General features: G+C 58.2%; 18 protein-coding genes. 13 read left to right on the plus strand and 5 right to left on the minus strand.

Annotated features, from left to right (window positions below; translation table 11 throughout):
- Positions 1-52 precede the first annotated feature (52 nt).
- The 3 genes from ACT7DV_RS13060 to ACT7DV_RS13070 are packed head-to-tail and all read left to right on the plus strand — an operon-like array spanning position 53 to position 4,538.
- The gene (locus tag ACT7DV_RS13060) at positions 53-2,713 is read left to right on the plus strand and encodes a bifunctional acetate--CoA ligase family protein/GNAT family N-acetyltransferase (RefSeq protein WP_444663134.1); all 2,661 of its coding nucleotides are present in this window, start codon (positions 53-55) and stop codon (positions 2,711-2,713) included.
- A 50-nt stretch (positions 2,714-2,763) separates the two neighbouring features.
- The gene (locus ACT7DV_RS13065) at positions 2,764-3,351 is read left to right on the plus strand and encodes a DUF5998 family protein (RefSeq protein ID WP_444663136.1); all 588 of its coding nucleotides are present in this window, start codon (positions 2,764-2,766) and stop codon (positions 3,349-3,351) included.
- Between the two features lie 2 nt (positions 3,352-3,353).
- Positions 3,354-4,538, plus strand: a complete 1,185-nt coding sequence (locus tag ACT7DV_RS13070; RefSeq protein WP_444663138.1) for an alkaline phosphatase family protein — start codon at positions 3,354-3,356, stop codon at positions 4,536-4,538.
- A gap of 64 nt (positions 4,539-4,602) precedes the next feature.
- Here ACT7DV_RS13070 and sepH read toward each other — a convergent pair whose 3' ends face one another.
- Positions 4,603-5,664, minus strand: a complete 1,062-nt coding sequence (gene sepH / locus ACT7DV_RS13075) for a septation protein SepH (RefSeq protein WP_444663140.1) — start codon at positions 5,662-5,664, stop codon at positions 4,603-4,605.
- Positions 5,665-5,925: 261 nt separating this feature from the next.
- Here sepH and ACT7DV_RS13080 point away from each other — a divergent pair, with 261 nt between their 5' ends.
- Entirely contained in the window at positions 5,926-6,225 is a 300-nt protein-coding gene (locus tag ACT7DV_RS13080; protein ID WP_444663142.1) for a DUF4193 family protein, read from the plus strand.
- Between the two features lie 69 nt (positions 6,226-6,294).
- Here ACT7DV_RS13080 and ACT7DV_RS13085 read toward each other — a convergent pair whose 3' ends face one another.
- Entirely contained in the window at positions 6,295-6,828 is a 534-nt protein-coding gene (locus tag ACT7DV_RS13085; RefSeq protein WP_444663144.1) for a DUF3093 domain-containing protein, read from the minus strand.
- Between the two features lie 140 nt (positions 6,829-6,968).
- Between ACT7DV_RS13085 and dut the strand changes: the two genes are divergently transcribed.
- From dut to ACT7DV_RS13105, 4 genes are all read left to right on the plus strand, one after another.
- Positions 6,969-7,427, plus strand: a complete 459-nt coding sequence (gene dut, locus ACT7DV_RS13090; RefSeq protein WP_444663146.1) for a dUTP diphosphatase — start codon at positions 6,969-6,971, stop codon at positions 7,425-7,427.
- 38 nt (positions 7,428-7,465) lie between these two features.
- The gene (locus tag ACT7DV_RS13095; RefSeq protein ID WP_146275364.1) at positions 7,466-8,155 is read left to right on the plus strand and encodes a DUF3710 domain-containing protein; all 690 of its coding nucleotides are present in this window, start codon (positions 7,466-7,468) and stop codon (positions 8,153-8,155) included.
- Positions 8,156-8,157: 2 nt separating this feature from the next.
- Complete coding sequence (locus ACT7DV_RS13100) at positions 8,158-8,532, plus strand: hypothetical protein (RefSeq protein WP_444663148.1); 375 nt, start codon at positions 8,158-8,160, stop codon at positions 8,530-8,532.
- 65 nt (positions 8,533-8,597) lie between these two features.
- Complete coding sequence (locus ACT7DV_RS13105; protein WP_444663150.1) at positions 8,598-9,326, plus strand: DUF3159 domain-containing protein; 729 nt, start codon at positions 8,598-8,600, stop codon at positions 9,324-9,326.
- Here ACT7DV_RS13105 and ACT7DV_RS13110 read toward each other — a convergent pair.
- Both ACT7DV_RS13110 and ACT7DV_RS13115 read right to left on the minus strand, forming a co-directional pair.
- Entirely contained in the window at positions 9,323-9,988 is a 666-nt protein-coding gene (locus ACT7DV_RS13110) for a potassium channel family protein (protein WP_444663152.1), read from the minus strand. The genes ACT7DV_RS13105 and ACT7DV_RS13110 overlap by 4 nt on opposite strands.
- A 13-nt stretch (positions 9,989-10,001) precedes the next feature.
- The gene (locus ACT7DV_RS13115) at positions 10,002-10,679 is read right to left on the minus strand and encodes a potassium channel family protein (protein ID WP_060701928.1); all 678 of its coding nucleotides are present in this window, start codon (positions 10,677-10,679) and stop codon (positions 10,002-10,004) included.
- A gap of 145 nt (positions 10,680-10,824) precedes the next feature.
- Between ACT7DV_RS13115 and ACT7DV_RS13120 the strand changes: the two genes are divergently transcribed.
- The 3 genes from ACT7DV_RS13120 to acnA all read left to right on the plus strand — a co-directional run bounded on the left by ACT7DV_RS13120 (position 10,825) and on the right by acnA (position 17,068).
- A complete protein-coding gene (locus ACT7DV_RS13120; RefSeq protein WP_444663154.1) occupies positions 10,825-12,819 on the plus strand; it encodes an APC family permease in 1,995 nt (664 codons plus the stop codon).
- Between the two features lie 26 nt (positions 12,820-12,845).
- A complete protein-coding gene (locus tag ACT7DV_RS13125; protein WP_444663156.1) occupies positions 12,846-14,168 on the plus strand; it encodes a class I SAM-dependent RNA methyltransferase in 1,323 nt (440 codons plus the stop codon).
- A gap of 164 nt (positions 14,169-14,332) precedes the next feature.
- Positions 14,333-17,068: an aconitate hydratase AcnA gene (gene acnA / locus ACT7DV_RS13130; protein ID WP_444663158.1), complete on the plus strand. Its 2,736-nt coding sequence runs from the start codon at positions 14,333-14,335 to the stop codon at positions 17,066-17,068.
- A gap of 93 nt (positions 17,069-17,161) precedes the next feature.
- Here acnA and ACT7DV_RS13135 read toward each other — a convergent pair whose 3' ends face one another.
- Positions 17,162-17,797: a class I SAM-dependent methyltransferase gene (locus tag ACT7DV_RS13135; protein ID WP_444663160.1), complete on the minus strand. Its 636-nt coding sequence runs from the start codon at positions 17,795-17,797 to the stop codon at positions 17,162-17,164.
- Between the two features lie 81 nt (positions 17,798-17,878).
- Here ACT7DV_RS13135 and ACT7DV_RS13140 point away from each other — a divergent pair, with 81 nt between their 5' ends.
- Complete coding sequence (locus ACT7DV_RS13140) at positions 17,879-18,427, plus strand: GNAT family N-acetyltransferase (RefSeq protein ID WP_444663162.1); 549 nt, start codon at positions 17,879-17,881, stop codon at positions 18,425-18,427.
- A 14-nt stretch (positions 18,428-18,441) separates the two neighbouring features.
- Entirely contained in the window at positions 18,442-19,299 is an 858-nt protein-coding gene (locus tag ACT7DV_RS13145) for a phosphotransferase (RefSeq protein ID WP_444663164.1), read from the plus strand.
- The last annotated feature ends 66 nt before the right edge of the window (positions 19,300-19,365 follow it).

Raw genomic sequence — 19,365 nt, forward strand, 5'->3', positions numbered from 1 at the left:
TACTTCGTGTTGCGTCTGGGCACATCACCAAGGTCGCGACTATTCTAAGCCTATGGTGGATCGTAAACTTTCGGCGGCATATCCAGCGCATTGGGAAGCAGATGTTGTGCTTCGCGACGGAACAACGGCACATCTGCGGCCCATCACCCCAATGGATGCGCAGGCCCTGCAAGAGATGCACAAGCATCAATCCGAAACCTCGGTCTACCTACGCTATTTTACGTACAAGTCCTCCCTGACCCCTAAAGAGCTCGAACGGTTCACCAACGTCGACCATGTGAATCGAGTCGCCTTCACCGTGGTGCGCGGATCAAGGATTATTGGTGTCGGCCGTTATGACCGGCTCGATGATCCGCAAGAGGCCGAAGTTGCCTTCAACGTCTCCGACGAATATCAGGGGACTGGCATTGGCTCGATCTTGCTGGAGCACTTGGCAGCAGCAGCCCGCGAAAACGGCATCGAGAAATTCTCGGCCGAGGTACTTCCGGAAAACCGCAAGATGCTGACGGTCTTTTCGGATGCAGGTTACGCGGTGGCCAGGCACTTTGAAGACGGGGTGGTGATGCTGGAATTTTCCATCAGCCCCACCGAGAAGTCTCGTGAAGTCACCGAGTCCCGGGAGCACCGAGCGGAAGCGAGCAGCGTTGCAGGCCTATTATCACCACAGTCGATAGCGGTGATCGGTGCAAGCCGCATCTGGGGAAAATTAGGCCATGACGTTTTGGAGAGAATCGTCGAATCCGGTTACACAGGCACCGTCTATGCGGTGAACGATGCTGCCCTTGAAGTTGGAGGGATGGTCGCGTATGGCAGGGTCACCGAACTTCCCGGCACCGTTGACGTGGCCGTCCTATGCATCCCACGAGAGCGAGTCCTGGAAGCCATCCAAGACTGCGCCAAGCATGGGGTGAAGGCACTGGTCATCATGTCCGCCGGATATGAATCTGCTCAAGGGCTCTCGGCACAACGCGAATTGGTCGCTTTGGCCCGGGCCAACGGCATGCGTGTGCTGGGGCCGGCATCCCTTGGGCTCATCAACACCGATCCCTCGGTCAATCTGCATGTTTCGGGTAGTCCCGGAGTTCCGAGCCAGGGCAATGTGGGTTTTTTCAGCCAATCGGCAGCGATGGGGATGATCCTCCAGGGCATGGGCATTCAACATGGCGTCGGCGTCAGCAGCGCAATTTCAGCTGGCTTGCGCGCCGACGTGTCGGGCAATGACGCCATGCAGTTTTTCGAGGATGATCTGCGTACGGACGTTGTCGCCATGTACTTGGAATCCTTCGGTAATCCACGAAAATTTGCCCGCATTGCACGCAGGCTAGCGCGCCGCAAGCCGGTGGTCGTGGCCAAGACTGATGTCATGGGCCGTCGGCTCCCGCCAGGCCACTCGGTACGCGTCGGGCAAGCGCCAGCAGGCGCGATGAATGCGATCTTGCGCCAATCCGGTGTCATTCGCGTTCGCTCATCGGAAGAATTATTGGATGTGACGTCCTTGCTGTCGGTATTCCCGCCACCCCAGGGGCCAAATGTCGCAATCATTTCGTATTCTTTGACCATCGCCGAAGTTATTTGCGATGTTGCCGAAGACCGGAACCTCAACGCCGCCATTCATGGCGAAGAACTTGATTACAGCATCGGGCAATCACGGGCCATTCCCATGCTCCGGCGGCGGCTCAAAGAGCTCGTTGAGGACTCGGACGTGCATACTGTGCTTCTTGCGCACCTGCCCTATTCCGGACTGGAAACCTCAGCGGTCTTAAAAGTTGCCCGCGAATTCCTTGACCAGCCGAAGCCGATCGTGGCTTTGGTGCCAGGCCTGTCAAGCTCTGAAATTACCGGCGGCGTGAAGCAAGGGGTTCCGCTATATACGTCGCCCACTACGGCCATTGGCGCCTTGGCGAAAGCGTACGGCTATCAGCAATGGCTCGATGTTCCCTACGAACCCATCGAGGATCCTGACGGAATCGATGCCGAAGGGGCGGGCGAATACCTCGCAGAACTAGTGGCTTCGGTTTCAGGCACCAACCTGCTTGAACTTTCCGAAGCCCAAGCGCAAAAGCTGCTGGGGTTCTACGGAATTCAGATCTACGGTTCCCGGGTAGTCAACACGGTTTCAGAAGCCGTTGAAGCGGCGGATGAACTTGGCTGGCCGGTCGCCCTGAAAGCGAACGATCCAGACCTGCGCCAAAGACTGGACCTCGGAGGGGTCCGCTTGAGCATTCCAGATAAGCAGAGCCTGGAGGCAAACTTCACCCATATGAAGCTGCTGATGCGGAACTACGGTGTCGATGCTCTCGAAGTTCAAAGCATGGCGCCGGCCGGGCAAGCCTGTGTAGTGAAAGCGGTCGAGGACCCGTTGCTTGGCCCCGTGATCTCCTTCGGGCTCAGCGGCGATCCCGTGAACCTCTTGGACGATTGGGCCCACGGCGTGGCACCCCTCTCAACACATGATCTGGAACAGCTGATTCGTCGTCCCCGAAGCAGCGTCAGGCTACTGGGATATCAAGGGCTTGCCGCGGTGGATCTGGAGGCATTAAAGGATTTTGTTACCCGCGTATCGCTCTTCAAGGACAATCATCCTGAGGTCACTGTCGCAAAGTTCGCACCAATCTCGGTCTCGGCCAATTCGCTGAGTGTCTTGTCGGTGAATATCCAGATCAGTAACGCTGAGCAACGGACTGACAGCGTGCGCCGAGCATTGCGAAGCTGAGTAGCTGGGCAAAACGTGAATTGGGCGTAGCTACTGAGTAGAATTGGCTTATGAGTTCTCCAACATATTCGACTGCTCCGGGCGCTGAGCTTCTCGACGATCTGGTACGGGCGGGCTTCTACCCGCAGATGGTTCAGGATGTCCTTGCTGAAGCAATGACCGGGCAGCCTGTACGCGACCACTATGTTCATCTGGAAACTCATTTCGACCACACCGAAGTGCACCGCCATATTACGGTCATGGTGAAGAGCGAAAAGGTGCTTTTCATTTTGCACGTCGATGACCAGCAGCTTGATGACCATGGCAAGGACGTTATGGCTCAGGTTTCCGTTGAAATGATTGCACTATCACGAATCTCGTCGGTAGCAACGAGCTATGTGTACCACCAGCCACAGCACTATTCATCCGGGGATCCAGTGAAGGAATTGACCTTCGGCATGTCCTGGGGCGGCACCAAGCGCATTGACCTGGCTCCGGCTGCCTGCGGCGATCCCCAGTGCGATGCCGACCATGGGCTCAACGGCACGTCCCAGCCCGAAGACCTGGTTATTCGGGTCAGCGCAGAGGCTGATGGACAGCGTGCTGTCAATAAAGCACGAGAATTTGCGGTGCGACTGCGATTGGCTACGATCGCTTGAGCATGAACGAGTCGCTGAACGCAGCTGATCTTTCGGTGCCAGCACAAAAAATCCCGGATGCGCCGCAGTATGGCCAAGCGACGCTATCTGAAATTCTTCCCTCGGCTGCAACTGCTTTGGGGGTTCCTGGATTCAGCAACGCTCTGGGGCTCCAACCGACTAAGCGCGTAGTGGTGATCATGGTTGATGGCCTGGGCTGGAACCAGCTCAAAACCCACGTTGGGCATGCACCGTTTTTGCGTTCACTATTTGCCGAAGGCCGCAAGCTTGGAACAGGATTCCCCTCGACCACGGCAACCTCTCTGAGCAGTCTCGCCACCGGCGTTACCCCGGGCGAACACGGAATGCTCGGCTATGACGTGGTGGATCCGGCCCGGCGTCGCGTTGTCAATCAGCTTGGCGGCTGGCCTAGCGACCTCAACCCGGAAGCCTGGCAAACCCGTCCTACGGTTTTCGAAAAGGTGGCGGAGCACGGCATACATGTCGCAACGGTGTCCATCCCAATGTTTGCGAAGTCCGCATTAACCAGGGCATCGCTGCGTGGGCCTAAATTTGTGGCCGCGAATCAGCCGTTGGCACGGGCACGAGCTACGCACACCGTCTTTGAACCCCAGCGCAATGCGCTGGTGTACACGTACTTTAATGAGCTGGACAAGACTGGGCACAAATTCGGTGTCGATTCTAGCCAGTGGCGTGACACTTTGGAAGAGCTTGACTACGTCATCAAGAGCCTCGTGTCACGGTTGCCGGAAGAAACCACGGTGCTGATTACGGGCGACCACGGGATGGTGGATGTTCCCGAATCGCAGCGGATCGACTACAGCCGGTATCCGGAACTGGTTGATGGCGTCGAGCTGACGAGCGGGGAACCGCGTGGAGTCCAGCTGACCTTCGCATCGGGGACAGACGAAGCCAGTCGGCTCAAAGTCAAGCACGCATGGCATAAGGAATTTGGTTCCAAGGCGTGGATCTTGACTCGTCAAGAGGCCATAGATCGTGGCTATTTTGGGCCAATCACCCCAGAACATGAAGCCAGGCTCGGGGACCTGATGATCCTGGCTGCGGAATCCATAGCTTTTTACGATGGCCGCAGGGTCGCTCCCATGGCTTTTGAAATGGTTGGGCAGCATGGCTCTCTCACATCGGGGGAGCGATACGTTCCGCTGCTGGTGCATCGAACCAAATAGAAAATGCGATCGGGCAACACCTGAAGGTGTTGCCCGATCGCATTCAAGCACGGCTGGTTCCGGATTAGGAATCCGTATCCTTCTTGCGCTTGCCGAACATGATGTCGTCCCAGCTCGGTACCGATGAGCGCTTCGCCTTGCGCGGCGAGGAATCATCGTTGTTCTGCTCGCCTTGCTTGTCCTCGGCGTCGGAGTCACCTTGATCAGAATCGGTGACGACCACCAACTGCGAGGTCCGCGGCGAAATTCCCTGCGGAAGGTGAGGCAGCGAATCCTCGTCATCAGTGTCGTACTTGCTCATGCCGCGTTCAATGATGTCATTGAAACGGGATTCGCGTTCAGGATCCTGATCCTTTGGCCGCTGGCCTCGACGAGCATTGAGCAGTGTTACCAGCTCTTCAGTTTCATCAGCTTCAGGGGTGTTGGTCGCAGGCTGCTCTGGTTCCGGCTGGCTTACTGCCGAGATCGGGCGAAAGTATTCCGGCGCGACCTGTTCGCTGAGCGTCTGGGCCCAGCGATTCAGGTTCTTCAACGTTTTGCGTGCCGGGGCAAAGGCCCAGCGGGCGACGTTCCCGGATACCTCAGAGGAGTCAGCTCCCAAGGATTCAACATTTTCAGTGGGCAACGGCGAATCGAATTCGACGGTAATGATCCACTGGCCTTCTGGATCCTTCCACGAGTTCCACCGAGCGGTTTCGCTATCGATGTGCAACTGGTTGAAGCGGTGCACGACCATGGAGCCCAGATCGGCAGGTTCTTCTCCAAAGACTTCGCGATATTCAGCATCGGTCTGAGGACCGGAGACCTCCACACGGCGAGCCAGTTCGGCTATGTGTTCGCGCTCGGCAAGCACCGGACCTTCGTACTTCACGATGTCCTCAACCGGAATGTCCCATTCAAGGGACAGATCGTAGGCAGAAGCACCGGCACGCACGCGGGCCTGAATTTCACGTGGCGAGTGGACCGAGGACTCTTCGCGATTTCTCGGTGCCCGCGAGCGAGCTATTTCTGCCATTGCACTGCGCAGTGCATCATCAACGGGGAGCTCGTAGCTCATCCCGTCGTCACTGCTGACCTGCAGGCTGGAACCATTTTCATGAATTCCTACCAGTCTCAGCTGACGCATTAATACCCTCCACACGCTCTATTTCCTGAGTAAAACTCTGCCACCTCGAAGGCTGAATTCCTACCACCGCCCCGGGTGTGGCGCAAGAATAGTCATCAACTTCACGCCTTATTTCCCGATATCTTCAGCCGGTGGCTGATGTCCTGCCCCATGGGAATGGATTGCCCGGGAGAACGTTATACTTTTAGGCCGGTGTGAATTTTTCACGATGTGAACCTACCGGCTCGATTGAATACCTGCAGGAAAGAGCGAAAAACGATCATGGCAATTGAATCTGCTGCACCAGCCGTTATCTCGGAAGAGGATCGTGCCAAGGAGATCGCTCAGCTTAAAGCGGGCAAGACCGCTGAAATGGCAAACCTGATCGATGAGTCTGAAGCATCGTTGGCCGAAGATTATGTGTTGCCGGGCGGAGAAGCGGCCCAGGAGGAAGCCAGCGTAGAAATTCTTAGCGAACAAGCTGATGAATTCACATGCGCGTCTTGCTTCATGGTGCGGCACCGTACGCAGCTGGTGCGCGAAGAGAGCGGCCAAAAGTTCTGCAGCGAGTGCGAAGGATAAATCCCCAACACTGATCGTTCAGCATTGGGGATCTTCTATGCGGATATTCTTGCTCTGGCAGCCTCGAAATCAGTCTTCAGGAGTCAGCGGAGAGTCTTCCCCGGCTTCGGCTTCTGCCTTGCCTTCTTCGGTGAATTCATACATGACTCCGCCTAGGGAAGCCGCCAATTCTTCGGGGCGGCGGGTGGAAGTAAGCCAGTACGGGGTGGTATCCCGCTCATCGGTAACTTCCATTTTGACCACGCCATCGAGCCATCCACGCAACAACATGTAAGCCAGGCCGTGCAATTTCTGTCCACGCTGCTTGAAGGCTTCTTCACCGCGGTAGCCTACTACTTCGCCGACAAACTGTCGTTCGATGCTGGCACGGCCGACAGTGACTGTCGAATCGGTGACTTCGATGCTCGGCACGCGAACGAGGAAAATGACCACGAGGGCAACGAGCATTGCCGCTCCGATGCCCCAGCCGAGCGGGGCGCTGATCGGCGCAACAGCGATACCGGCGGTCATTGCGATAATGATTGGCCAAATCCAGGTGCTGGCCGAAGGCCAAAGTTTTTCGCTGTACAGGACGCTCGATGCCGCTGGGCTGGTGTTACTCATGATTCCAAGTCTAGGCAATAATTCTTTGAGCCAAGAACGGGGTGCATGTGACAGCCCATTCCTAGCCGCACACGATAGAGTTAACTCAACGAAACTATCGAACGACCACTTCACAAAACTCCCGGGGGATAACCAAACTGATGAGTGAGCCAACAATCTCGATCGCCATCAAGATGCTAGACAGCGAATTGCCAGTGCCTGGTTATGCTCATCCTTCGGACGCTGGCGCTGACTTGCACGCACGCGAAGGACTGGTGCTTCAGCCAGGTGAACGCGCACTGGTTCGCACCGGCATCGCGCTGGCTATTCCCCATGGGTATGTCGGGCTTGTGCACCCGCGCAGCGGGCTGGCTACCAAGCATGGGATAACGGTTGTTAATGCCCCGGGAACTGTTGACGCGGGGTACCGCGGTGAGATCATGGTCACGCTGTTGAATACCGACAAGGCCGAAGCCTTTTCGATCAACCGCGGCGACCGCATTGCCCAGCTCGTAATCCAGAAGGTCGAACAGGCGGTGTTCAGCCAAGTTGATTCCCTCGAGGAGACGGCCCGTGGCGCCGGTGGCTTCGGATCCACCGGTGGATTCAGCGCCAATTAAGCACTGATTGACAATCAGCCAAGTTTTCTAAGGAAACCATGATTTTTAAGCGCAAGAAAACCAAAGAGCAGGAAGCCCCGGTTGAATCGAACGAGGTTTCCGCCAGTTCTGACGAACCAAAAACTGGTCCTTACGACATCAACGATGTAGCGGACACCAATGAATACCTCGACTTCGGTTCGATCCTGATCAAGCCGGTAAGCGGGCTCAAGGTTCGAATGGACGTCGAAGAGTCCAATAAGCGAGTGATCGCGGTTTCGCTGGAAATTGCGGAGTCGCGAGTGCAGCTCATGGCCTTCTCCTCTTCGAAGTCCGAGTCGCTATGGCCGGGCATCAAGGACAAAATCAAGAGCGATATCACCGCGCAAAACGGCGAGATATTCAAGCGCGATGGCGACTATGGCGAAGAGCTGCTGGCCAAGGTTCCTCAGCAGTTGCCAGATGGCCGTGCTGGCCATGTCGCACTGCGTTTCGTGGGAATTGACGGACCTCGCTGGTTCCTTCGTGCAGTCATCGGTGGCAATGCCATTGCCAATGAAGAGGCAGCGGCAACCGTGGATGGGATCTTGCGCGACGTCATCGTCAACCGCGGCGACAAGCCATTGCCTCCCGCAGAATTGCTGCCCTTGAATGTGCCGGCAAATGCTCAGACCCGTCCAGTTCAGGAGGACGCTCAGCCTGAGATCAAGCGTCCCGAGCGCGGACCAGAGATTACCCAGATCGGCTAATCATGTCGTTGAAGGATAAGCCGGTTGCGGCGCATCTGGGCCCATCGGATCCGACAGTGAACTATCAGTGCCTGGATTCGCTGGACCAGTTGCCCGTCAAAGGCAGGGTCAAGCACACCGGGTACGTCCAATCTGTCAGCTACTCCGCGCCCAACGAGGCGCCATTGCTCAAAGCGGTGGTAGTCGACAAGCTTGGCAGCGTTGCGGCTCGACGTGGCACGGTGGCCCATGTGCGTTTGATCTTCATGGGGCAGAAGTCGGTACCGGGTATCAAGCCCGGGGTGAAAGTTACCTATTCTGGGATGGTCGCTCCGGTGGAGCAGATCCCAACGATCTTTAATCCGCGCTATGTAATTGTCCCGGTTCCCCGCGGGTAGCTGGAGACTGATTTCCGCAGTGGCGGGGCAGCCTGTGTGCTGTTTGAAATATGGAAGTGGGCATCATGCACGACGAGGAATCAGGACGCGATGGCGACCAGCAACCTGAACCAGAGGCCAAACCGTCTTTTGCCTCGATGATTGGAGCGAATTCCAATATCGCCCAGAACGCGGATGGCGGGATTGATCTGCTGTCGACCGTCGGCGGCGTACGCGGAATCCTTGAAACGGTGCTGCCCGGTTTTATCTTCATCATGGTTTTTGCCTTGAGCAGCAACCTGTCCTGGGCACTGATTGCCTCGATCGGCCTTGGCGTGATCTTCATGGTCATCCGCCTGGCCAAGCGCTCCACGTTGATTCAGTCAGCTTCTGGCCTGATCGGAATCTTGATTTGTGCCTTCGCCGCCCGTCATACGGGCAACGCGAAAGACTACTACATCCCCGGGTTCTATACTTCCGGTGCCTACCTGCTCGCCCTGATTGTCTCCGTAGTGGTCCGGTGGCCATTGATTGGCCTGCTGTTCGGATTCATCCGCAACGAAGGCGTGGAATGGCGGAATAAGGCCGATCGGCTGCGCCGCTACCAGGTCGCGACGTGGATCATCATCGCAGTCTTTGCCTTGCGCCTGGCGGTGCAGCTGCCGATGTACTACACCGATCATGTGGTGGCATTGGGCGTTGCACGGGCCCTGATGGGCGTTCCGCTGTACGCCGCCGGGCTGTGGTTTGCTTGGCTGTTGTCCAAGCCAGCTGAAACCGCAACCGGCGACGCCTCGGGGGCAGTGGCGAACTAGCGGGTGGCTTCGCGCAAGGTCCGGCGCAATAGCGGTTCTGCTTGGGGGGTGGTGATGAAGAAGATTTCATCGCCACCCTCAACTACGTCATCTGCACTTGGCGGGAAAGGCGTCTTGTCGCGGACCACTGCCATGAGCGTGGTGTCCTGCGGCCAGGGAATTCGCCCAATGGTGCGTCCAATGAGCGCGGAGTCGTGGGGTACGGTAAATTCCACCATGTAGACCTCGCCGGTTTTCAATGTCAGCAGGCGCACCAGGTCGCCGACTTCCACGGCTTCTTCAACCAGAGCAGTCATCAAGCGCGGGGTGCTGACGGCAACGTCGACTCCCCAGGCATCGTCGAACATCCATTCATTTTTTGGATTATTCACCCGGCCTACGGTGCGACGGATGCCAAATTCGCTCTTTGCCAACAGCGAGACAACAAGATTGACCTTGTCATCACCGCTGGCGGAGACCACCACATCGTAATCCTCTAGATGCGCTTGCTGCAGAACCGCAAGCTCGCAGGCGTCGCCGATCAGCCATTTCACTCCTTGGAGATCATCGCGCTGCGCCATCTCGGGCTGGATATCGATGAGCAAGACCTCGTGGTCGTTGATCAGCAGTTCGCGGGCGATGGAGGAACCGACCGAACCGGCTCCGGCAATCATGACCTTCATGGGGTCCTCTCAGTCAGTCGTTGGGCAGGGGAGCGGGAGGGCTGGCAAGGATCTTTTCAACGTCCTTGAGCTGGTCTATGCGCATCATGACATGGACCAGATCCCCGCCCTGCAGGCGGGTGCGGTTCTGCGGAATTGTGCCTTCACCAAATCTGGTGAGGTAGGCAACGCGCACGCCAGCGGCGGCTTCCAGATCCTTGACCAGGCGGCCGTACCAGTCCCGGTTCAGCGCTACTTCAGTGAGAACCAAACGTCCCGACGGCTCCCGGAAGTCCCCGCGCATCGAATAGTCCGGCAGAATTCGGCGCAATACCTGATCGGTGCTCCAGCGCACTGCAGCTACCGTGGGTATGCCCAGGCGCTGGTAGATTTCGGCGCGTCCCGGATCATAAATACGGGCCACCACATGAGGAACGTTATAGGTTTCGCGGGCTACTCGAGTAGCGAGAATGTTGGAATTATCACCGCTGGATACGGCAGCAAACGCATAGGCGCCATCGATTTTGGCCGCTTCCAAGGTGTCGCGGTCAAATCCTCGTCCGGTCACCGTAAGACCGGCGAAGTCCTTGCCCAGACGGCGGAAAGCATGAGGGTCTTGATCGATGATTGCCACCGAATGTCCCGCTGAATCCAGTGTATGGGCTAGCGAAACGCCGACGCGGCCGCACCCCATGATCACAAAATGTGCCACCGAGAACTCCTTGGATTGCTGCTTGCGATGATTAGTCCGGAGCACCGCCTAACGGTGCTCCGAATGCAACAATAGCGCTGTTCGGTCCCAGATTATTGGCGGCGAACCGCCCGTGTGCCTTGCGCACCTGCGATAACGTTATGACGTGCCTGCATTATTTGATGGTCTCAAGAGGATTTTGGTGGGACGGCCCTTCAGCACCGAACAGCTGAAAAAGAAGCCGTTGCCACCGAATGTTGCGTTGCCGATTTTCTCCTCCAGCGCCCTGTCGTCATTGGCCTATGCGCCAGATGAAATTCTGCTGACCCTGGCCATGGCCGGCATTGCTGCAACGATGCTCTCCCCGGCCGTGGGCGTCGCCGTCTTGGCCGTACTGGTGGTATTGGTGCTTTCCTACCGTCAATCGGTGGTTGAGTATCCTTCTGGCGGCGGCGATTACGAGATCGTCAAAAAGAATCTTGGCGCACGCTCGGGCACTGCTGTAGCTGCCGCCTTGCTCGTTGACTTTGTGCTGACAGTTGCCGTCTCCAGCTCTTCGGCGGCCGCGTATCTCAGCGCAATATTCCCGTTACTGGGTGAGTACAAGGCCTGGGTTGCGGCCGCTCTGGTGGCCTTGCTGGTGGTGGGAAACCTCCGTGGCACCGGCCAAGGGCGGTGGACCCTGGCTATTCCGGTGTATCTCTTTGTTGCCGGGATGCTGTTGCTTATTGCCATTGGCGGCGTAATGGCTCTCACCGGAAACCTCGGCTTGGCGCCCAGCGCAGAATTCACGATCGTCCCCGAAGCAGAATTTTCTACCGGTTTGCAAGGGATGGTGGGCGCACTTCTGATCCTCCGTGCCTTCAGCACCGGATCGGCAGCCTTGACCGGTATCGAAGTGCCGATTTCCAACGTCCAGACACTGGCCAAGCCCCGGGCCAAAAACGCCGGCCGGATCCTGCTGGTACTGGGCTTGCTCTCCGGCGTACTCACGCTTGGCACCCTGATGCTTGCTCGCGCCACCGGCATTAAAGTGGTCGCCGATCCGCACGAATCATTCCTGCTCCACGGCGGACCGATCCCTGAGGGCTTCGTCCAGGTGCCGGTATTGGGGCAATTAGCCCAGGCGGTCTTCGGCGACTACACGCTGGGCCTCATCCTCGTGTCGGTGTTGACTATCGCGGTGCTGCTCTTGGCTGGAAACCAGGCCTTTAATTCATTCCCGTCGCTGGCCAGCCACTTGGCCACCGACGGTTTCCTGCCGCGCCAATTGCGAACCCGCGGCGACCGGCTGGGGTTCTCCAACGGCATCCTGTCCTTGGGCGTGGCCGCCATTGTCCTGGTGCTGCTCTTCCAAGGCGACGTGACCTTGCTCGTGCAGCTCTACGTTGTCGGCGTTTTCGTCTCCTTTACACTCAGCCAGCTGGGCATGCTCAAGCACTGGAAGCGTGTTCTGGTTCCCGTCGCGGACCGGAGGATTCGCGCTGCAAAACAGCGCAAGCGCATGCTGAATCTGGTCGGTTTGATTCTCTCGGCTTTGGTGCTGGTGGTCGTCCTGGCTACCAGGTTCGTGCACGGCGCATGGCTGGCGCTGCTGGGCATTGTGGTGCTGATGCTGGTCATGGATTCCCTGCAACGGCACTATCAGAAGGTCGATGCGGAATTGGCAGTCGACGAGGATTATGCGGCCACCGCCTTGCCTTCGCGAGTGCATGCCCTGGTCTTGGTCTCCACGGTGCGCAAGCCCGTGCTTCGGGCACTGGCCTTCGCCCGCGCTTCCCGGCCTTCGAAGCTGGAGGCAATCATCGTTGACGTGGAGCGCGCGAAGACTGAAAAGACCCTTGAAGACTGGGAGCGTTTGGGCATTCCCGTGCCGATTACGGCCTTGGCTTCGCCCTACCGCGACATCCCCGGTGCGCTGATCGAACATATTCGTTCCATCAAGCGCGAGTCGCCACGCGAACTGATCGTGGTGTACATCCCCGAATACGTGGTCGGGCATTGGTGGGAGCAACTGGTCCACAACCAGACCGCGCTGAGAGTGAAAAATCGCCTGCACTATGAACCAGGGGTGCTCATCGCTTCGGTGCCCTGGCGCTTGCTCAGCGCTTCGCGTGCTGTCGGTGGCGGGGCCACCGAAGAATACTCGGCACACCGCTAACAATGCTTCTGATGAAAGACGAAAACATGACTGAATCACCACTGCTGCAGGTTCGCTTGGGCAATATCGCCCATGGAGGGCACACGGTGGCCCGCCACGAGGGGCGCGTGATTTTTGTGCGCCACGGCATTCCCGGCGAATTGGTATCGGTTCGGCTGACCGAATCGGGGCCCGATGCAAAATTCTGGCGCGCGGACGTCGTTGAGGTGCACGAGGCCAGCGAGCACCGAGTACCGCATTTCTGGGATGCAGCTGACGCGCTGAAGCACCGCGACCCGGTGGGTGGCGCAGAATTCGGGCATATTTCGCTGGAGCATCAGCGCGAGCTCAAAGCACGGGTGGCCGCCGAACAGTTCACCCGCCTGGCCGGGCTGAAGGCAGAAGACTACAACTTCCCGCCGGTTCAAGCGGTCGCTGGAGCAGCCGGTGGCCTGGGGTGGCGTACCCGCATGTCGTACTCGGTGGATGGCTCGGGCCACTTGGCGATGAGCGCTTTTCGCAGCAACAAGCTCACGAGCATCGACTCGATGCCCTTGGCGCACTCCGCCATCGAGAGCAGCGGGATCTACGCAGTGGACTACACGGGCATTGACCGCGTGGAAGTCGCGGTGTCCAGCGCGGATGATCAAACGATCCTGGTTCTGCTTTCTGAAACCATGCAGGGTGCAGCCGCTAAGGTAGCCAAGCAATTCCCCGAAGGGGTGAATGTTGCCTCCTTCAGCCAGCATGGCGGGTCGGCGGCAGATGGCAAGGGATCCTTGCAGGTTTTGGCCGGCAACCCATGGCTGGGCGAAAAAGTCCTGGGGGAGAAGTACCGCATTACCGGCGAAGGTTTCTGGCAGGTGCACCGTTCAGCAGCCAGCTTGCTCAGCGAACGCGTTCTCGACTTGATCGAGCCGGCGCGTGGTGAGCAGATTGCCGATCTTTATGCCGGTGCAGGATTGTTCTCGTTGCCTTTGGCTAAGTCCGTGGGACAGCAGGGCCGGATTTTTTCGATCGAAGGTGCCCCGGGGACCCATGCCGATGCGAAGAAAAATCTGAAGGCATTCGGGCAAGCTACCGTGATTCGCGGCCGCGTTGAGCGGGTTTTGCGCCAGGTGTCCCGCGATGCCCAGTTGGACGCGGTGGTGCTTGATCCGCCGCGTGCAGGAATCGACAAGCAAGTAGCCGCGGAACTGGGCTCCAGCGCTGTTTCGCGTATTTGTTACGTCTCCTGCGACCCGGCGTCTTTTGCCCGGGATATCGCCCGATTGACGTCACGCGGCTATGAATTAGAGCACGTCGAAATTCACGATTTATACCCGCATACCCACCATATGGAGTCCATCGGGCTCTTTGTCCGCCATTAACGAGATGAAATCGTACATTCTGACACGAATTTCGATGAAAGTTTATTCCGAGGAGTCTTTTTCTTACAGTTGGCGATAGACTGTTTTTAGCTCTGCCGCGCTAGGAACCTGACTATCTCAGTTAGGAACTCCTAACTGGAATTACAGTGTGCGCGTGCAACAGAATGAGTGTCTGGCGAGAGGAGTCCCACGTGAGCAATGTGGACAGCTTCGGTGCCAAAGGCGTACTTGACGTCAATGGAACCGAATATGAAATTTACCGACTGAACAAGGTTGAAGGCTCAGAAAGCCTTCCCTACAGCCTTAAGGTTCTGCTGGAGAACCTGCTTCGTACCGAAGACGGCGCGAACGTAACGAGCGAGCACATCAATGCACTGGGTCAGTGGGATGCTTCGGCTCAGCCGAACACCGAAATCCAGTTCACCCCGGCTCGTGTCATCATGCAGGACTTCACCGGTGTCCCTTGTGTTGTCGACCTGGCAACCATGCGCGAAGCCGTCAAGGACCTTGGTGGCGATCCAACCCGTGTGAACCCATTGGCACCTGCCGAAATGGTCATCGACCACTCCGTGCAGATCGACACCTTCGGTTTCGAAGGCGCTGTTGAGCGCAACATGGAAATCGAATACCAGCGCAATGGCGAGCGTTACCAGTTCCTGCGCTGGGGACAGACCGCATTTGACGACTTCAAGGTCGTCCCGCCAGGAACCGGCATCGTGCACCAGGTCAACATCGAGTTCCTGGCTCGCACCGTCATGACCCGCGAAGTGGGCGGCGTACTGCGCGCTTACCCTGATACCTGCGTCGGCACCGACTCGCACACCACCATGGTCAACGGCCTGGGCGTGCTCGGCTGGGGCGTTGGCGGCATCGAGGCCGAAGCAGCAATGCTCGGCCAGCCAGTGTCCATGCTGATCCCACGTGTTGTCGGCTTCAAGCTCGCTGGCTCGATCCCAGCTGGCGCCACCGCAACCGACGTGGTTTTGACCATCACCGAAATGCTGCGCAAGCACGGTGTGGTCGGCAAGTTCGTCGAGTTCTACGGCGAGGGCGTGGCAGCTGTGCCACTGGCCAACCGTGCAACCATCGGCAACATGTCCCCAGAATTCGGCTCGACCGCCGCAATGTTCCCTATCGACGATGTCACCCTCGACTACCTGCGCCTGACCGGCCGCAGCGACGAGAACGTGGCATTGGTTGAGGCTTACGCCAAGGAACAGGGCATGTGGCACGATGCAAGCCGCGAAATCCGTTTCTCGGAATACCTCGAGCTGGACCTGTCCACCGTTGTTCCATCGATCTCTGGCCCGAAGCGTCCGCAGGACCGCATCGAGCTGTCCTCCGCGAAGGAGCAGTTCCGCAAGGACCTGCACAACTACGTATCGGACTCCGAGGACACCCAGGGCGCTGGCCGCCCATCGGTAGCCGTGGACGTGACCAAGGAAGATGGCACCCAGTTCACCCTGGACCACGGCCTGGTTTCGATCGCTTCGATCACCTCGTGCACCAACACCTCCAACCCTTCGGTCATGCTGGCCGCAGCCGTTCTGGCTCGCAATGCCGCCGAAAAGGGCCTGTCCTCCAAGCCTTGGGTCAAGACTTCGGTCGCACCGGGCTCGAAGGTTGTCACCGAGTACTACGAGAAGTCCGGCCTACTGCCATACCTGGAGAAGCTCGGCTTCTTCGTTGTCGGCTACGGTTGCGCGACGTGCATCGGCAACTCCGGTCCATTGGATGCCGAGATCTCCGAGGCCATCAACGCCAACGACCTCGCAGCCACCGCAGTTCTTTCGGGCAACCGAAACTTCGAAGGCCGCATCAACCCAGACGTGAAGATGAACTACCTGGCTTCCCCGCCACTGGTCATCGCCTACGCACTGGCTGGCACCATGGACTTCGACTTCGAGACCGACGCACTGGGCCAGGACGCCGAGGGCAACGATGTCTTCTTGAAGGACATCTGGCCATCGCCTGTCGAGGTCCAGGAGATCATCGATTCGTCGATCGACAAGGACATGTTCGCCAAGGGCTACGAAGGAGTCTTCGACGGCGATGACCGCTGGAAGGCACTGGACACCCCAGAGGGGTCGACCTTCGCTTGGGACGAGAAGTCGACCTACGCGCGCAAGGCACCATACTTCGAGGGCATGACCGCTGAGCCACAGCCTGTGTCGGACATTTCCGGCGCTCGCGTGCTGCTGAAGCTGGGCGACTCGGTCACCACCGACCACATCTCTCCTGCAGGTTCGTTCAAGTCGGAGACCCCGGCTGGCCGCTACTTGATCGAGAATGGCGTGGATCGCAAGGACTTCAACTCCTACGGCTCGCGCCGTGGCAACCACGAGGTCATGATCCGCGGTACCTTCGCGAACATCCGCATCAAGAACCAGCTGCTGGACGGCGTCGAGGGTGGCTTCACCCGCGACTTCACCCAGGAAGGTGCTCCGCAGGCTTACGTCTACGACGCTGCAGAGAACTACAAGGCTGCCGGCACCCCGCTGGTCGTTCTGGGTGGCAAGGAATACGGTTCGGGATCCTCGCGTGACTGGGCTGCCAAGGGCACCGCATTGCTGGGCGTCAAGGCCGTCATCACCGAGTCCTTCGAGCGCATCCACCGCTCGAACCTGATCGGCATGGGCGTTCTGCCACTGCAGTTCCCAGAGGGCGAGTCCGCTGATTCGCTGGGCCTGACCGGTACCGAGACCTTCGCAGTCGCCGGCGTGACCGAGCTGAACAACGGCACCACCCCGAAGACCCTGAAGGTTACCGCCACCGCTGTTGACGGCAAGGTGACCGAGTTCGACGCAGTTCTGCGCATCGATACCCCAGGCGAAGCTGACTACTACCGCAACGGCGGCATCCTGCAGTACGTACTGCGCCAGATCGCTGCTGCTAACTAGCAGATCCGTCCCGGCACACGCCGGGGTGAATCTCAGGTAGTTACGCAACACCCAAAGATTTGAGGCCCAAGGCATTTGCCTTGGGCCTCAAATCTATTTAATCCCCGAGCCATCTATGTGATTGCGCTGGGCCACGATCTGCCCATGGCACCTGGCCCCGCTTCGGTCTCTGGTGCCCCGATCCACGATCTCGAAACCTGCAGCCTCAACCAGCATTGATAGTTCCCCAACCGGCCAGTACCATGCCGGTGCGACCTTGTGCTCGAATGGATGAACCTTCTGGGCAGCGAAAAAACCCAGGAGCAATGCCCCGCCCGGTTCCAGCACTCTGGCCAATGAATTCAGAACTTCAGGCAGCTGCTCCGGCGGCGTGTGGATGATTGAATACCATGCGAGAATCCCAGAAAAACTGCCATCGGGAAAGGGCAATGCACTCATGTCCGCTTGCTGAAAAGTGCACTCTGGATAGTTTGCTGTGGCATGTTCTATGAACTCGGGCACCATGTCCACACCGATGGCCGGGCGTTCAGCGCTTGCAACGGCTTGCGTCCACTGCCCGGGGCCGCAACCCGCATCCAGTACAGGGCCTGCCAAGTCCTGGGCCCACTGGGTGATCAGTTCCCGGTCTTCCGGCTCCGCCTGCTCGACTCGGCCGAACAATTCAATATAGGCTTCGGACAAGGAAGCGTAGCGCTGGGCCGTGGGAATTGCGGAATATATCTGTGGCATGCTCACAGCCTAGCGAGCTGCACGGCCAACCCCAGTGGAACTTTGCCGAACAGGCGTAAACGTGGCGTGGAAGGAGGGCCTGTGAAAGAGCTTCACACCCATCGATTGATCCTGCGTGCGTGGGAGCCGTCGGATGCTTCATTCCTTCTGGATTTGGAATCACGCACGGAAACCATGCGGTACTTGGGGCTCGGTGCAACGCTCATGACGACGATGGAGGAAGCATTGGCCTCCATTGGCCGTCGACGCGCTGTGCGTGGAGCCGGGCAAGGGATTTGGGCGGTAGCGCGCCGCGACACCGGCAGGCTCGTCGGAAACCTATTGTGCAAGCCCATGAGCGAAGAAATGCAGCGCGCAATTAGCATCGGCTTCGATCATCAACCCAGCGAAATAGGGTGGCATTTGCACCCCGAGGCTCAAGGCCAAGGCTGCGCCACGGAAGCTGCTCGCGCAGTGCTTGGCTACGCCAACCAGGCGAACGCGGATCAGCAGGTTTTCGCCATTGTAGATCCGCGTAACGAGGCATCACAGAAAATTTGCGATCGTTTGGGGCTACAACGTTTCGGCCGCACCCGCGGATACGCCAGTGCTGAACACCTGGTCTATGTGGCGCCATCGGCCAGAAGCTAGCCCATGGTTTTGCGATGACTGGAAATGATCCTGCGCAGTTCCTGACCGCTGAACAAGCAGCTCAACTGCGTGCCTGGTTTGGCAATGTTGAGGTCGTTCGAGACCTTTCATGGAACCTTACCGACACAAGAGTGCTGCATCTTCGCACGAGCCAGCAGGAATGCATCGTCAAAACCGGGGGAGAAGGCAACCACCATATTTCTCGTGAGCTTATCGCGCATCAAAGTTACACCAGGGAACTGAAAACACGCGGTCTCGCTGCAGAAATGCTGTTTTCTAGCGAGGAACTGCGCCTAATGGTTTTGGACTACTTGCCAGGCACGCTCTGCGCGGGAACGGGCGACGAATTTAGTCCAGATATCCACCGTCAGGCCGGTGCCGCGCTAAAGGCCTTCCATTCCCAGGCTCACCGGCTTGACCCGGACTACGAATCCCGATTGCTCGTAAAGTTCCGTCGATTATTGTCCTCGGAACATCGAATCAGCGTGGGCCAATGCAAGGAGATCGAACGGATCTTGACCGCGCAAGAGCCCCGAGATGCGGTGCTTGTTCCAACTCATGGTGACTGGCAGCCACGCAATTGGCTGGTGGATCAAGGCCAATTGCGAGCCATAGATTTTGGCAGGTTCGAGTTTCGACCAGCTGCCAGCGATCTGGCCAGATTGGGCAGCCAGCAATTCAAAGGGCACCCGGAGCTGGAGTCCGCCTTCATCGAAGGCTACGGTGAGGATCCCCGCCACGAGCCATCATGGCGTCTCATGCTCCTGCGAGAAGCCATCGGAACGGCCATCTGGGCATATCAAGTGGGCGACGCCGAATTTGAGGCGCAAGGACACCGGATGATTCAGGACGCGCTGGCGAGGTTCGAATAAGCATCCGCTGTTCACCATTGCAGGACGAGGTATTGAACGTCATTGCCTGGAAATTCGCGCTATCCG

Source organism: Glutamicibacter sp. TV12E (assembly GCF_052441935.1).
Taxonomy (GTDB): domain Bacteria; phylum Actinomycetota; class Actinomycetes; order Actinomycetales; family Micrococcaceae; genus Glutamicibacter.